Below are 13,982 nucleotides of genomic sequence, written 5' to 3'. Positions count from 1 at the left end.
ACTTCACGAACATCCTGTTCATGCTTCCATGTGCACCGCAAGCACTCCATGCCTGCACTTCCCTGTAACGCCGTCCCTGCGTTATGTGCACACAGTGCGCTCTATAGCGGTTGAGTTATCTAACCTATGATATGAAACGCCAAAAGTTTTCATGCTATCGACTAAAACCTATCAGATACCTTGCAGTGGCTTCTACCAAAAACATACAATCGTGCACGTTTGCAACTAATAAAGGGCAGCCCCGTGACGACCAACACTATTGCAATAGCGACCCCTCCACAGAAGCGTCTTACCCCCTGGTTGGCGGCCGCTTTGGGTATTGCCTTAGCTACTCCAGCACTCGCCGACAGCTGGGAAGGCACCCTTGGCGCAGGCGCTACCTATGCTCCTGATTACCTGGGCAGCGATGATTACGATGTGCAGCCACTGCCAGTGCTCAACCTCACCTATGGTGACCAGCTCTCCATCAACCTACGCGACGGTATCGCTTGGCATGCGATTCGCCAAGGCAATTGGACCGCTTCTCCGTACATCGGCTACACCTTCGGGCGGGATAACGAAGGCGACATCAGCCGCTTTGAGAAAGTCGATGGCGGTGCCACTCTTGGCCTACGGGTGAGTTACCAGCAGGGCCTGTGGCGTTACAGCATCGCGGGCAGCACAGCGGTGACAGGCGATGTAGAGGGCGCTAACTTCACGGGGGATGCAGCCCTTCGACTGCCCATGAGCGAACGCACGCTCTTCACGCTGACGCCAAGTGTGAGCTACTCCAATGAAAAGTGGACCGAATCGTTCTTTGGTGTCTCGGCACAAGATAGCGCCCGCAGCGGCATAGCGGCTTACACGCCTGATGGCGGCTATTGGCGGGCAGGCATTAACGCAACGCTGAGCTACGCGTTAACGCCGGAATGGACTGCCACAGGGTTTTTAGGCACCACTTACCTTACCGGCAGCGCATCCGATAGCCCCATTGTGGAAGACCTAGGTAGCGATTGGCAGGCACTAAGCGGCGTATCGCTAACTTACCGCTTCTAGTTCGGCGATGACCACCACAAAAAAGGCGGGCCCATGGCCCGCCTTTTTATGCGTTCACTTTACCGCTTCACTTATGTGATCGCTTCGCTCAGCGCGTAAACCACGCCATTAGCGCTTCTGCCGTTGGCGCTGAGGAAGGCGGGTTCTGGCCAGTAATTAGCTGGCCATCTTCACGTACATAGGGCGTAAAGATATCGGCTTTGCTGTAAATACCGCCACACTTCTGCAATGCATCTTCCACCAAGTGCGGCACTACATCCGTGAGGCCAACGGCGTCTTCTTCACCGTTGGTGAAGCCAGTGACTTGGCGACCTTTCACCAGCGGCTCGCCGTTGCTGTCTTTGGCATTCACCAGCACGATAGGCGCGTGACAAACAGACGCTACCGGCTTGCCTTGGGCAATGAAGGTTTCAATCAGTTTGATGGAGTCTTGGTCGTCTACCAAGTCCCATAGCGGGCCGTGGCCGCCGGGGTAGAAGACTGCATCAAAATCATCCGCCTTCATCTCACTTAGCAGATGGGTGTTGGCAAGCGCTGCTTTTGCGGCCTCATCTTTTTGGAAGCGGCGCGTTTCATCGGTTTGGCTATCTTCTGCATCGCTTTTAGGATCCAGCGGCGGTTGGCCGCCTTTCGGCGAAGCAAGCGTGACCACCGCCCCTGCATCTTTAAACACGTAGTAAGGCGCTGCCAACTCTTCCAGCCAAAACCCGGTTTTCTCGCCGGTATCGCCTAGCTGATCATGCGAGGTTAGTACCACTAGAATACGCTTGCTCATCTCGATGCTCCTAATAGTGAAGAGTGGGATAGCGTGATGCGTTACTCCATTTACCTTGGGGCGCACTTTTACGGTTACAAGCCCTGCCCGGCTACCTTGTATAGAAAATCAAAAACCTCGATATCCACCATAACGACTTGTTTTCGCGCCTTTTGATAACAGGAAGCATCATTTATGTACTATTCAAGTACAATAAACATACAATTTTATCTTGTACATCACTTATCCCTAACCTATAGTTGAAAGGGCTCGCGGCAGGGATACCGCGTCACAATGGAATGTACGCTAAGGAATAGCGAGATATTGCTCATGGAAGGAGTCAGCTCAGGAAGAGCAAGGTAACACCAGGGAAGGAGTTAGCTCAGGAAGAGCTAAACGACGACCATGGAAGGCCAGGTACTAGAAGCATTGGTGCTTAAAAAAGCGTCCTCATTTACGAGGGCGCTTTTTCATGGGCGCAAGGTATGGCGAGACGATGGTTCAGACAGGCATAGGTTTAACGTGAGCTTTCACGAACGAACATTTTTCCGCAACGGCCCTGCGCACCGCTCGGAGCCCGCCAGCAGTTTTGGCTTGATTCGCCGCCAGTTCGATTTTCGCTCCATCGAGATTGGCCGCTGGGTCACCAACACTGAACGAGACCGTGCAGCCGAGCTGTTTCACGATGCGCTGTGCGATCTCATGCTGATTCTTCAAGGTACCGAAACGCTGATTTCACTCAGGGGCTCTCTCGCGCTCCAGTACGGCACTGGTGGAAGGCCTGGCGTTTCGGCCCACTACGACCCTCGCCAACGCAGCTTTGCGCTGGCCAAAAACGCAGGCCCGGGCAGTATTGCCCACGAGTGGTTTCACGCCTTCGATCACTACATTGCGCCTAAATGCTTTCACAACGTGCCGAACAGTGCTTTTGCATCTGCCGCTTGGCTGGCCGATGCTTCCCCTATTCAGCACCCGCTCAACCAGCGGTTAATCGCTTGCTTTCGTGCCATCCTACTGCAACCCAATGGCCAGCAACCTAGCGCACTATTTCACCACTCTGCGGCGATGGATAAAGCGCTTGGGCAGCTTTACTACAGCAAACCAGAAGAGCTATGCGCCCGCGCCTTTGAAGCGTTCGTGCAGGATGCCTCGATCAAAAATCACTTTTTGGTGAAAGGCACCAAAAGCTCGCCAGAAGCAGAGCGTGGTTTATATCCGCAGGGGGAGCAGCGCGAACGCATCAACGCGCTGCTGAGTGACTACTTCATCACACTAGGCAGCGCTCTTAGCCGCACACGCGGATAAAAATGTGCGAAACCGCTGGCCAGCAGCTAGGCTTAAAGCACACTTATTTCTCAGAGGAAGAGAGCATGCCATCTACTACTACCATCGTTGTTGTCGTTGTTGTGATTGCCGTAGCGATTTTTGGCTTTAGCGGTGGGCTACCGTTTTAAAAGCAGCCAAGTTACTAACGCGCACGTCGCCTTTTCATTCGGTACATTTTGACATCGGCATAGTTAAGTAGCGTATCGGCATCTTTGCCGTCTTCTGGGTAGGTGGCCACACCCACACTGCAAGACGGCATGCCGATACCCCGCATATCCGCCCCTCCTACCTCTGCCGCGAGTGGTGCAGAAAGCACCTCCAGTATTTGGGCAGCTTTTTCGATAGCGGCCTCTTTAGAGTGAACGTCGGTCAATAACACCGTAAATTCATCGCCCCCCATACGTGCCACCGTATCGGTTTCGCGCACGCAGTCACTCAAACGGCGAGCCACCTCACACAGCACCGCATCCCCCACCGCGTGGCCATGCACATCATTAATGCGCTTAAAGTCGTTTACATCTAAAAACAGCAGCGCAAAGCGGGTTTGATAGCGTCTTGCGGTACTTAACGCCGATTCCAAACGGTCGTAAAACAGCGAACGATTGGTCAGTTTGGTGAGCGGGTCGTGATGCGCCAAAAAGCGTAGGTCGTCTTCCGCCTGCACCTGGGCCGTTACATCCCGCGCCACCCCAATTCTCACCTGCTCTTCTTCCGACCAGCGAGCCGACCACAGCACATGCACCACGCTGCCGTTCTTATGCAGGTAGCGGTTACGAAAATCGAGATGGGGCTGCCCATTCATCACCCGTTTAATGGAGGCTTTAGTCACGGCCAAATCTTCTGGGTGCATATAGCGAGTAATCAGCGACCCCACCAGCTCATCGGCACGATAGCCCAGCAGTGATTCGCAGGCATCGCTAACGAACAGGATCTGATGATCCGCATCCACCACGAACACAGTATCGAGCATCAAGTGAACTAGCTTGGGATAAAGCGCCTGTAAATCAACGGACATGGGCAGCCTAGCCGGGTGACTTTTTTCGAGTATAGACGGATCGTGGGTCGTCAGGGCAATTGTTATGTTGGTGGGGGCGGCATTCTGCACGCTGAGGCATGAATGCTGTTTGTTTATTCGTGAAAACCTCAAACACAAAAAAGCCCGCTGATTGCTCAGCGGGCTTTTTTAAATTCTGTGGCGGAGAGGGAGTCCGCATACTCATCGTCCTGACAAATCCAAAAAAATACAGAAATAACTGATTTATATAGAAAAAAGTAAAAAATAAGTCCCACTACATCCACATTCATGCGACTAGTCACACAAGAAAAGTATGGGCTGGCGTATGGGCTAGCATATGGTAATCTTGAAAAATCTACTATGGGAGATAGCAGCTGTGGGCAAACTGACAACAAAAGGCGTACAGAAGCTGGTCAGGGAATCAAACCCTGGCATGACCAATGATGGGGATGGGCTGTATCTGAAAATCGGTAAAGGTGCCGGCGCAAGCTGGATTTACCGTTTTCGATGGAACGGCAAATTGAGAGATATGGGCCTCGGTAGCTTTGCAGATTGCTCCCTATCAGAGGCAAGGGTCGTTGCTGCTGAGCAACGCAAGCTTGTGAAGCAAGGCATCGACCCACTGGCTGCTCGTGAGCAGAAATCTGATCCAGTAGCAGGGCCTGTAACTTTCACGCATTGTGCAGCGCGCTACATTCAATCTCACCGTCGCAGTTGGCGAAATGCTAAGCATGCGCGTCAGTGGGTAAGCACGCTTAAAACATATGCCCGCCCGGTGATAGGAAACCTCCCTGTAGAGAATGTCACAACGCAGGACATATTGAAGGTTCTAACGCCTATCTGGACAGTCAAAAACGAGACAGCTAAGCGTGTACAGGGGCGGATCGAGAATGTGCTTGATTACGCTGCAGCCCATGAATACCGCGACCCAGTCAACCCAGCGCGCTGGCGCGGCCATCTCGACAAACTCTTAGCCAAGCCGTCAAGGGTTCAAAAAGTGACTCACCACCCTGCTATGCCTTATGACGAGGTGGCGATATTTGTAAGTTCAATACAGGCTTACAATAGCGTGTCATCAAAAGCACTGCAGTTTTTGATACTAACAACCACGCGTACCTCTGAGGTGCTCAACGCTGAATGGCATGAGATCGATATGGGTAAAGCTACGTGGCTAATACCAGCAGCCCGCATGAAAGCTAATAGAGAGCATAGAGTGCCACTATCTAAGCAAGCAATGGATCTATTACATAGCCTGCAGCGCGTTAGAGGTAATAATTTTCTTTTCCCCGGAATGAAGGTGGGTCGACCACTATCCAATATGTCGCTTTTGCAATTTATGCGAGGTCTTGGATATGGCCCCAGTGGTGAAAAAGGAAATTACGTTCCCCATGGCTTTCGCTCAAGTTTTCGAGACTGGACAGGGGAAGTGACAAGCTACCCGCGTGACGTAGCTGAAATGGCGCTAGCACATACTATTGAAAATAAGGTAGAGGCTGCATATAGGCGTGGGGACTTGTTTGAAAAACGCAGACAAATGATGCAAGGATGGGCTGATTTTGTTTTCAACGACATCAATAAAAAATGAACATAAGGTCAATCTAAGCATGTCAAACGATGAACTTTTTACTTTCGATGATGCCGCTAAACTAGCCGGTATTAATAAAAATTCTTTGCTCGAAAGACTGGTTGAAAAAAGCATCCCTTTACTATATAAGCCGAGCTCACTCATCCACCTTTATTGCCTTTCAGTTGATATAAACTTAATAGCCCCATTTGCACCATTCCAAGGCTTTCTTGAAGATAACAGAACTGTCTATCAAGAAGTTAATGACTGTGACTACGTCGTAGTAGATAGCAGCGTATACGATAAAATATTATGCGCGAAATCGATAACCATTTCTCTTTTCTACAATATAGCAAGATTTAACTCTCCAACAGAAATAAATATATTATCTGCTGAAAATATTGCTCTTAACGAAACAGACAAAAAATTTAAGACTTGTCAAATTTCAAGACGGCTTAGGACTGAGGCTCGCTTTTGTTTCTTTGAACGCAAAAACTCTTTACAACACTTCAAACCAAAAAAAATAACAGTCACCCTCCCACCTATTAATCCATGTGAGCTTTTCATTACAATAGATCAACTTTGGATAAGAAGCTATGATTTAGATAAAATCATCCCTCATTTCCTACAGCAACAAATAAACAAAGAGAAAGAAGAAAGACTGCGGAACAAAAAAATACAGGATGAAGCCAAAGCAATCCAAGATGAAATTATACAGCTTGAAAATTTAGATGTGACTAAAGAGTGGATGAATGACAATTTAATAATGCTAAATAGAGCATGCGTCAGATTTCTTATCGAGAAAAAAACAAACACAATCAGTGACAATGACCAGATAAAAATATTGATCAAAGAGTTTATTTCCGACAATTATCGAGAAATTAATAAAAAAGAAATAAGTAAGACCGTACTAAGCGCATGCACAGATGTTGTAATCACTGATCAACTGATGAAAAACATGCACGCCCCAAGTCTATCAGAAAAATCAAGATACCATACTGCAATTACACCAGCAGTAGTAAATATGAATGAACTTGCCCTTAGAATTAGCGAACGCATTGATAGAAACAATCCGCCCAGAATACAAGACATAAAAGACCAGGCGGATAAAGAAAAAGCACTGCCTAAACGAATATCGCAACAACTGGCGCGGTTTATGCTTCCCAAGCCTTGATAGAAACCTTCTTTCTAGGCCTGCCATTACATGAATTATATTTTTTCTTCAGCACGCCCTTAAAAAACAAGCGCTCGTTCAGGCCTATAAAATCTAATACGTCATCAGGCTTAAGCATATAGTTCAAAACCATGCTTTTAAGGGCTTTACGTTTATCCATTTCATAATAATTTATAGAACCAATTCCAAGGCTCTTATACCTATTCTTGTATCGATTACAATTATAGTATCGACCATCATTGCCAGACACTACATTGTTAACCCAGCATTCACCTAGCATTTTCCCTAACACGACGTCCTGCTGGCGCTTTGATCCGTTATAAATAATTAAAGCATGGTAATGAAAGCCTTTAAGCAGTCCATATTCAAGTTTTATCAAATACCCTATCATATCTTCGCCAAGCTCCGATGCTCTTAGCTTTGAATGCATAACCTTCCAGTCGTTTTTTACCTCTCTCATTTGTTTACCGAAATTATCACTTTCTATAAACTTACCTTTACGATAAGAAAAATCGACTCTAACGCAAAGTATTCTTGAATATAAATTATGTAAAGAGTCAACATACCCATATGCGCTCTTAAGTCTATTACGATACGCTTTTTCTTGCTTATACCTCAGCAAACTTATTTTTCTAGAGGAAAATTCATAATTCAAAAAATTAACGCTGAAATTAAGCAAATCTTCTTTACTAATGGCATTTATCTCTTGACCATCAAACCTAGATTTAATTTCATTTAAAAGACTTAAAAAGCATAAGAGATATGGATTATATGGCAATCTTGACGCATCCAGCCTATCAAGGTTAACTCCTTCGATTATACTTTCAAATAGCTCGTTACTAGTAAGGCTAGACAGTAAGACAGCCCCACCTTCGTCGTTCGAACTAAATGCAGGCCACCCTTGCTCTTTTAGACGCTTAACCAAGCCAATCACTTGCACACAGTAACCACGCGGCCCACCTCTTAACTCTAGCCAACTATCATTAGTTGCATTTAATGCATTCGAATTAGCTTTAGAAAATAAATCAATCATTTAAGCATCCTTATAACAAGATAATATGCGCAGTTTTATCAGGCTCATGACTATGGCATGGCAGATTTTTGATATACACATTTCTTTCTAATAAAGCAGAAAGCCAAGACTTGGTAACCGCTAAAAGGTGCAATACTCTACTTCACTTTCTTAGTATAAGGGTAGTTACTCCACCCTAATATCACCTTAGCAATTATGTTTTACGAGTATAGAAAGGAGTAATTAAAAGACACCTAGCATCTACCTATTTTAAATAAAAATACACAATCCAATAACATATATACCAAAACTTTTTCTTATGTATTCAGCACACAAGACTCTAAATACTGCGCACTCACACTCTTAATTAAATCACAAAGTTAATGTCAACAAATGGTTTAAAAGGTCCATTCATTCCAAATAACTCGTGGTTTGCAGCCACATAATCAATGATTATATTAGGGTACATATCAATCGCCTGAACGTTACTCATTACAAATCTAGATATCATCCCTTTATTTGACAACCGATCGATTGACGCGTTTAACTTATCGATATTCCTTAACCTTGACGAAACATTTCTCCTAATATAGTTTTTCTTCAAATATCGATATCCAAGTTTTCTCTTACCTTCAAGCCATTGGTGCAAGACATTATCGTCTATATCTTCTTCACTAGGCATATAGAAAACGCGCATGAAATCATTTGCACATATTTGAACCATGTTATATGCTTTCACCAGATAATGCTTAGTAACACACACGTCCAAACCATTATCGAAAGCACTTAATATAGCCGATAGCCTGATAATATTTTCTGGCACCTTAGATGCTAAATCTTTAAATGAAGCATATTGACCACCAGATAGAGTTTCGCTTTCAACATGCTGACACATAAGCGCAAATTCTGCAGCGGCTTCTCTTGACAGACTCATTGCCTTTCTTTCACTCCGTTTTTCCAGAATATTTATTTGCTCATGAATATACTTACTGCAACTTCTGTTGAACAAACTTGAGTAACGGCTTTGAACAGGCCCGGACTGATTGCGCTTACCAATTCGGCTTTCAGGCAAAAAAACTAAAAACCTAGCCCAAAGGCCTGAAGCTCGGAACTCGCATGAATGTTTTTTATTAAACTCATTCATTATTTCATTTTGCACCATAACACCAATAGTCAACCTAGCCCCTTTTACATAGCTTGAGGCAGTTGATTTCCTATCCACTTTTAGATCATCGCCACTCCAGGCATCATTAATAGAAGCATAATTTTTAAATGCCCCTCCATTCAATATTCCAGCACCCTCACTTGATATCAACGATGCATACTTTGATTTATCATGCAATCCTTGCATTAAAGCTTCGGATGTTGAATCCTTATATATGAAGTCAATTATCGATGGCTTTTCAGGTTTTTCCATATCTAGCTCCTTCAGTATTTTTTCGTACTTTTCAGTCTCTCGACCTTGCACAGTTTCACGAACAATTTTACTTTCAATTGCTTTGTATTTTTTGCTCCAAATGCGAATTTCGTTATCGTATCGATTTTTCCTACGCTCGTTACTTAGAGCTAATTCCTTATTTTTAGCCAGTACAACTGAATTTGCTTTAGCAAAAGCTGTTGTTTTTCTCTCTCCCGAGCCTGCAAGTAGCAGCGTAAATAGAGATAGCGGGGACTCCCTACCATCAGGCCAGCGGATATCTGCCACCCCCTGTAATGCAGTTGACGCCGCAGTCAAATAACATGACAAAGCCATTTTTTGGTCGATTTGTAAATTTATCGACATTTCATCTGCTGATTGCTCAATTAAATCTTTTACATGGTTATTGAGCTCGGCATTTCTGCCTGTCCGATGAATAGCCATATTACTTCTCCTGTTTAGTTAGACGCGCAGCGATACGCTTGCCAATCCACTGATCAACTTCATTTTCTACCCAGGCCACCGACTTTTTTCCTATTTTTACTTGCTTAGGAAAATCAGGGTCATAGCTAGATGAGTTTTCATCCAACATGCTGTAAATGGACGAACGGGATAGTCCCGTTATCGCTATCACTTGTTTCAGACGCAGAAGCGTCATTGGTTTAGCATTTAAAGTTTCCATCTCTATTTGCCTCTATCATTGATGAATTTATGGGCATCGTTAACTCATGTGCTGCTTGCCCTGTTCATGAGAGACATAATTGAGGATGGTGAAATAAAAGTCACATGACTTAATTTGACGTTTTTTGACGTCAAATTTCTTTACTGCGTTTTGATTCATCACACTGGGGGTGAAATAAGAATGTGTGGGCACTGAGCCGTTGTTGTTGGGTCATCGATTGATAGGGCTCCCAAGAGAGCCACCGCCGTTGTCGAAAGCCATGTTGCTTTACGTATTCTGACTGTTTAATGGCATTGAACGGTCGAGCAGGAGTCTTTCGGTATCCGTACACACCGCCGCCATTACTGCAGTTGGAAGCTGGCATCAATCCATGATCAGTCAAGATATTCGGTAGGACACGACGCAACAGAGCGCAATGCAGTCAGCGTGTCGACTGGCAGTGGCAAAATGTCACTATTTCCAGCGTTGTGCATATCAGTTAAGTTCCTGTACCACATCGTCATGATTGGCGACGTGAAGGTTGGTGATCTGTTTCCAAAAGATGGCGGAACGGACTTTCGGTTGGTCGGCCTCTTCGGCAAAAGTGATGTGAAATTGTTGGTAATTGTTCTGTTTCCCTACCGGTGGTCAGTGACTCGAATAGGAGCCAGCAGCAAAGTAGGCACCTTTCCGGCGCGACTGGTTGCATAATCAACCCACGAGCTGCTGGCTTGGCAGGCTTTACCCCGCCTTATTCATGAGGACGCTGATTGGATAACGGGAAGAGGCTGCCTGGCAGCGTCGCCCACTAGGATCAGCGCCTCAGACGCTAGAAACAGTGGCACCGACCACGTCAGCACCAGGGTGTTGTTGACAAGGGTACGCAGCTGGCTAGCAAGCGAATGACGGATGCGCAGTGATTGGCGTCGATCGACTGGATTGTCCTCCAGCGCCTCTATCAAACCACTGTTATAGAGGACTTCACGCAACAATAAAGCGGGGCACTTAATTAACAGACCTCTCTGCTGTCCGATCAGTGGGCTGCTTTTTTTTCGCCAGAGTTCGGCGATAAAGGCGATTAGATATGGCCATGATGTTACGGCTTATAAAGGGGCCATAAAGACCCCAGTGTGATTACCAAGTAAACACCCAACTACCGGTAGACGCATGGATTGTTACTTCCAGAAGACGACTGTTTGGACATAAATGACCATAGGTCTCAGTCTCACCGAACCCAAGCTCTGCACTCATGTCTGTCCGTTCTTGTAGATTACCAAAACGAATGTTTTCAATCTGATCGGGACCTGTCTTTATCATGGTACAGTTACCACGATTAAAGACAGCATCGTAAATGATCAAGTTATCACTACGACTAATGATTTCAGTGGTGCCGCTTCTCGCTAGGCGGATATCAAAACCCGGTTCAGATTGCTGTACAGGTCGACGTGTTTGTGTTTCCCGTTGTACTTGTTCGTACTCTTCACCATCCTTGCACATCTGCTCCCACTCCTCCAAGACGTCGAAGCGAATGATAGCTTCTTGACCATTCGCTACACGGAAGCTCTCGATGCGTTCCATGACACACTCCTGGACCTCTTCTTCGGTAATCTCATCAGCCAGAGTCGGAGTGGAAACAAGTGCCAGTGTAAGAACGGATACAGCAAAGATTGATTTTTTCATAATTCCCTCCTGGAACGTTGGTATTTCAATGCCCATTATTGGGCGGTAGTGACATAAGCCCCCTTCCACTATGGGAGGGGGTATTTCAAACAGTTGGGTATCAACACCAGGGCTATCGCAGTTGAGCGAACTGCTGAATGATGGTGAGTAGATAGCTGTCATCCCTACCGGCCTTCTTGCGTTTTCCCTTTTTGGAGCCCTGCGAGGGTTCTTTCTCGGTGCTATTAAGCGCAAGTTTGCGCAAAAGTGCCAAGTTTTCAGCGCAATAACTTCGACGTGTGCGATTTTCATCTTACTTTAACGTAACGTCCAGCATTCAGTGCAGGCTGTTTTCAATGGCCCAATGCTAGGCCACTTCTATCATACGGGTTGGCGATAGGGCGTCGCTTCGCAAGTAATTCGCCATTTATCCAGCCAGCGCATCCCCGCTGAGCAGTGGGTATTCAGGGAGGGTTGACCTTACGAGAGCCATAAAGCTGTCAATGCTAACAGCTACTCCTGCTACTCAGTAGCAGGAGTAGCAAGTGTGAGAGGGCATACTGTTATTTTTAGTAGCCTTACTGGCTATTTTATAACCAAATCAACTGATCTAAATTACTTTTAATAACTCGTTCCAGTGCGTCGTATACCTTGGTGTACGCCGCTCACTACGCAACGACCAGGCGTTTCCTTTTCGGGGCAGTCCCAGCTGTACCGTCCCCTTGCCCAGCTCTCGGTTGAGTTTATCCATCGTCGCCATCAATCGTTCGCTACGTTTGGCTTCTTCGTCAGTCTGAGGGGATTCAGTGAGGGTGAGCTGTCGGTTAGCTTTAGGCGATAGATCAAGCAGCATGAGACCCACTTTGTGGTAGGCGTACCCTTTTCGCCAGAGACGACGCAAACCTTGTACCGCAGCGGCGATGATCTCACGACTATCATCAGTGGGCCGTTCCAGAGAAATGACCACACGTTGACGATATTGAGGTAAATCTGTACGAAACGAGTTGGTGCGGATAAACACCATGACGGCGCTGGTGACGCTTTGCTGCTTGCGAAGCTTTTCGCCCGCCCTGGCAGCATGATGCCGTAGCGCCTCCCTTAACTGATGGGGATCGTTAGTAAGCCGCCCAAACGAACGAGACACCATGATCTGTTGTTTAGGCTGGCTCATGTCATCTAGCTGAATGGAGGGTTGCCCCCGCAACTCCCAGATAATGCGCTCCTGCACCACACTAAAGTGCCGACGGATATGTTTCGGGTCTGCCTCTCGCAGATCCCAGGCAGTCTCAATGCCCATGACGCGTAATCGCTCGCCGGTGCGGCGTGCAACGCCCCATAGTTCGGTGACAGGCAACTGCTTCAACAACGCTTTAGTAGACGCGCTTTCTGCAAGCAACGTGCATACGCCTTGGTCTTTATATGCGGGGTGTTTTTTAGCGGCATGATTGGCGACCTTGGCCAACACCCGAGTCGGCGCAAACCCCACTGACACGGGAATACCTGTCCACTGCTTCACGGTATCACGCAACGCTTGACCTCGATGTTCCAAGTTATCTACCTCAAATCCTTGAAACCCGACAAAGCTTTCGTCGATGGAGTACACCTCTACATGGGGTGAAAACTCGCCCAGTACCTCGGTTACTCGTTGGGACATGTCACCATACAACGCATAGTTGCTGGATAGCAGGACAGCTTGGCGGCGCACTTCGGGTGTTAACAGATGCATGGCAGCCCCCATTTCAACATCCAGCGCTTTTAATTCGTTAGAGCGCGCGACGACGCAACCATCGTTATTGGATAGTACTCCTACAGGACGACCTTCCAGTGACGGGTTGAAGACCCGCTCGCAAGAGACATAGAAATTGTTGCAGTCGATCAGGGACATCATTGCAGCGTTGCCCCTGGAAAGCTGTGAAGCACATGAGTCACTACTCCCCAGACGTGCGACTCACGACCATCTAAGGGAATGGGAGGGTAAGCAGGATTACTTGCTCGTAGATAGGTCCGCTGCCCTACTCGCTCAAGGCGCTTTACTGTGAGCTCACCATCAACACAAATGACGATAATGCGCCCTGGTAAGGCTTCGAGACTGCGATCCACCACCAGCAAATCCCCATGGTGAATCCCATCACCAATCATGGAGTCTCCTTCAGAACGTACGAAATACGTTGCAGCAGGTCGTTTCACCACATAGCGGTGAAGATCAAGATCGGTATCTAAGTGGTCATCTGCGGGTGATGAAAAGCCTGCGCGCACGGCACAGGTATAGAGCGGTAAGGGCTCCGACACTGTCAAAGCGCCTTCTTGTCCTAGTAATGTCACTGATAACGTCATGGGCACCTCCATTAATAACTGCATATAAAAA

General features: G+C 46.8%; 14 protein-coding genes. 5 read left to right on the top strand and 9 right to left on the bottom strand.

Annotated features, from left to right (window positions below; all coding sequences use genetic code 11):
- The first annotated feature begins 243 nt into the window (after positions 1-243).
- A complete protein-coding gene (locus IEW65_RS03510) occupies positions 244-1,035 on the top strand; it encodes a MipA/OmpV family protein (RefSeq protein WP_229755457.1) in 792 nt (263 codons plus the stop codon).
- A gap of 88 nt (positions 1,036-1,123) precedes the next feature.
- Here IEW65_RS03510 and IEW65_RS03505 read toward each other — a convergent pair whose 3' ends face one another.
- Entirely contained in the window at positions 1,124-1,810 is a 687-nt protein-coding gene (locus IEW65_RS03505; protein WP_188638107.1) for a type 1 glutamine amidotransferase domain-containing protein, read from the bottom strand.
- 501 nt (positions 1,811-2,311) lie between these two features.
- On the opposite strand from IEW65_RS03505, the gene IEW65_RS03500 reads away from it, so the two are divergent.
- Both IEW65_RS03500 and IEW65_RS03495 read left to right on the top strand, forming a co-directional pair.
- A complete protein-coding gene (locus tag IEW65_RS03500; protein ID WP_188638106.1) occupies positions 2,312-3,094 on the top strand; it encodes a CLCA_X family protein in 783 nt (260 codons plus the stop codon).
- Between the two features lie 2 nt (positions 3,095-3,096).
- Entirely contained in the window at positions 3,097-3,243 is a 147-nt protein-coding gene (locus tag IEW65_RS03495) for a hypothetical protein (RefSeq protein WP_188638105.1), read from the top strand.
- A gap of 14 nt (positions 3,244-3,257) precedes the next feature.
- Here the strand turns inward: IEW65_RS03495 and IEW65_RS03490 are convergent, their stop codons facing one another.
- On the bottom strand, positions 3,258-4,130 hold the full coding sequence (locus IEW65_RS03490) for a GGDEF domain-containing protein (protein WP_188638104.1): 873 nt from the start codon (positions 4,128-4,130) through the stop codon (positions 3,258-3,260).
- Between the two features lie 376 nt (positions 4,131-4,506).
- On the opposite strand from IEW65_RS03490, the gene IEW65_RS03485 reads away from it, so the two are divergent.
- Positions 4,507-5,715, top strand: a complete 1,209-nt coding sequence (locus tag IEW65_RS03485) for a tyrosine-type recombinase/integrase (RefSeq protein ID WP_229755456.1) — start codon at positions 4,507-4,509, stop codon at positions 5,713-5,715.
- A 19-nt stretch (positions 5,716-5,734) separates the two neighbouring features.
- The gene (locus tag IEW65_RS03480; RefSeq protein ID WP_188638102.1) at positions 5,735-6,868 is read left to right on the top strand and encodes a hypothetical protein; all 1,134 of its coding nucleotides are present in this window, start codon (positions 5,735-5,737) and stop codon (positions 6,866-6,868) included.
- Here the strand turns inward: IEW65_RS03480 and IEW65_RS03475 are convergent.
- The 7 genes from IEW65_RS03475 to IEW65_RS03445 form a co-directional block, all read right to left on the bottom strand.
- Positions 6,849-7,901 carry a YagK/YfjJ domain-containing protein gene (locus tag IEW65_RS03475; RefSeq protein ID WP_188638101.1) on the bottom strand — a complete coding sequence of 351 codons (1,053 nt, stop codon included), beginning with the start codon at positions 7,899-7,901 and terminating at the stop codon, positions 6,849-6,851. The genes IEW65_RS03480 and IEW65_RS03475 overlap by 20 nt on opposite strands.
- A 346-nt stretch (positions 7,902-8,247) precedes the next feature.
- Complete coding sequence (locus tag IEW65_RS03470; RefSeq protein WP_188638100.1) at positions 8,248-9,741, bottom strand: YfjI family protein; 1,494 nt, start codon at positions 9,739-9,741, stop codon at positions 8,248-8,250.
- A gap of 1 nt (position 9,742) precedes the next feature.
- A complete protein-coding gene (locus IEW65_RS03465) occupies positions 9,743-9,979 on the bottom strand; it encodes an AlpA family transcriptional regulator (protein WP_188638099.1) in 237 nt (78 codons plus the stop codon).
- Between the two features lie 734 nt (positions 9,980-10,713).
- A complete protein-coding gene (locus tag IEW65_RS03460; RefSeq protein ID WP_188638098.1) occupies positions 10,714-10,950 on the bottom strand; it encodes a hypothetical protein in 237 nt (78 codons plus the stop codon).
- 142 nt (positions 10,951-11,092) lie between these two features.
- Entirely contained in the window at positions 11,093-11,638 is a 546-nt protein-coding gene (locus tag IEW65_RS03455) for a hypothetical protein (RefSeq protein WP_188638097.1), read from the bottom strand.
- 589 nt (positions 11,639-12,227) lie between these two features.
- Positions 12,228-13,505 carry a Y-family DNA polymerase gene (locus IEW65_RS03450; protein ID WP_188638096.1) on the bottom strand — a complete coding sequence of 426 codons (1,278 nt, stop codon included), beginning with the start codon at positions 13,503-13,505 and terminating at the stop codon, positions 12,228-12,230.
- On the bottom strand, positions 13,502-13,951 hold the full coding sequence (locus IEW65_RS03445) for a LexA family protein (RefSeq protein ID WP_188638095.1): 450 nt from the start codon (positions 13,949-13,951) through the stop codon (positions 13,502-13,504). Before IEW65_RS03445 ends, IEW65_RS03450 begins: the two co-directional genes overlap by 4 nt.
- Positions 13,952-13,982: the final 31 nt, after the last annotated feature.

The organism is Vreelandella lutescens, from assembly GCF_014640815.1.
GTDB classification, from domain to species: Bacteria; Pseudomonadota; Gammaproteobacteria; order Pseudomonadales; family Halomonadaceae; genus Vreelandella; species Vreelandella lutescens.
Note: the sequence above shows the minus strand (reverse complement) of the source record. Positions and strands in the feature narration are given on the sequence as shown.

What these genes read in the sequence shown, in the direction of transcription:
- IEW65_RS03505 (WP_188638107.1), bottom strand. Translation starts at nt 1,810, where the DNA reads ATGAGCAAGCGTATTCTAGTGGTACTAACCTCGCATGATCAGCTAGGC.
- IEW65_RS03495 (WP_188638105.1), top strand. Translation starts at nt 3,097, where the DNA reads ATGTGCGAAACCGCTGGCCAGCAGCTAGGCTTAAAGCACACTTATTTC.
- IEW65_RS03490 (WP_188638104.1), bottom strand. Translation starts at nt 4,130, where the DNA reads ATGTCCGTTGATTTACAGGCGCTTTATCCCAAGCTAGTTCACTTGATG.
- IEW65_RS03480 (WP_188638102.1), top strand. Translation starts at nt 5,735, where the DNA reads ATGTCAAACGATGAACTTTTTACTTTCGATGATGCCGCTAAACTAGCC.
- IEW65_RS03475 (WP_188638101.1), bottom strand. Translation starts at nt 7,901, where the DNA reads ATGATTGATTTATTTTCTAAAGCTAATTCGAATGCATTAAATGCAACT.
- IEW65_RS03470 (WP_188638100.1), bottom strand. Translation starts at nt 9,741, where the DNA reads ATGGCTATTCATCGGACAGGCAGAAATGCCGAGCTCAATAACCATGTA.
- IEW65_RS03465 (WP_188638099.1), bottom strand. Translation starts at nt 9,979, where the DNA reads ATGGAAACTTTAAATGCTAAACCAATGACGCTTCTGCGTCTGAAACAA.
- IEW65_RS03455 (WP_188638097.1), bottom strand. Translation starts at nt 11,638, where the DNA reads ATGAAAAAATCAATCTTTGCTGTATCCGTTCTTACACTGGCACTTGTT.
- IEW65_RS03450 (WP_188638096.1), bottom strand. Translation starts at nt 13,505, where the DNA reads ATGATGTCCCTGATCGACTGCAACAATTTCTATGTCTCTTGCGAGCGG.
- IEW65_RS03445 (WP_188638095.1), bottom strand. Translation starts at nt 13,951, where the DNA reads ATGACGTTATCAGTGACATTACTAGGACAAGAAGGCGCTTTGACAGTG.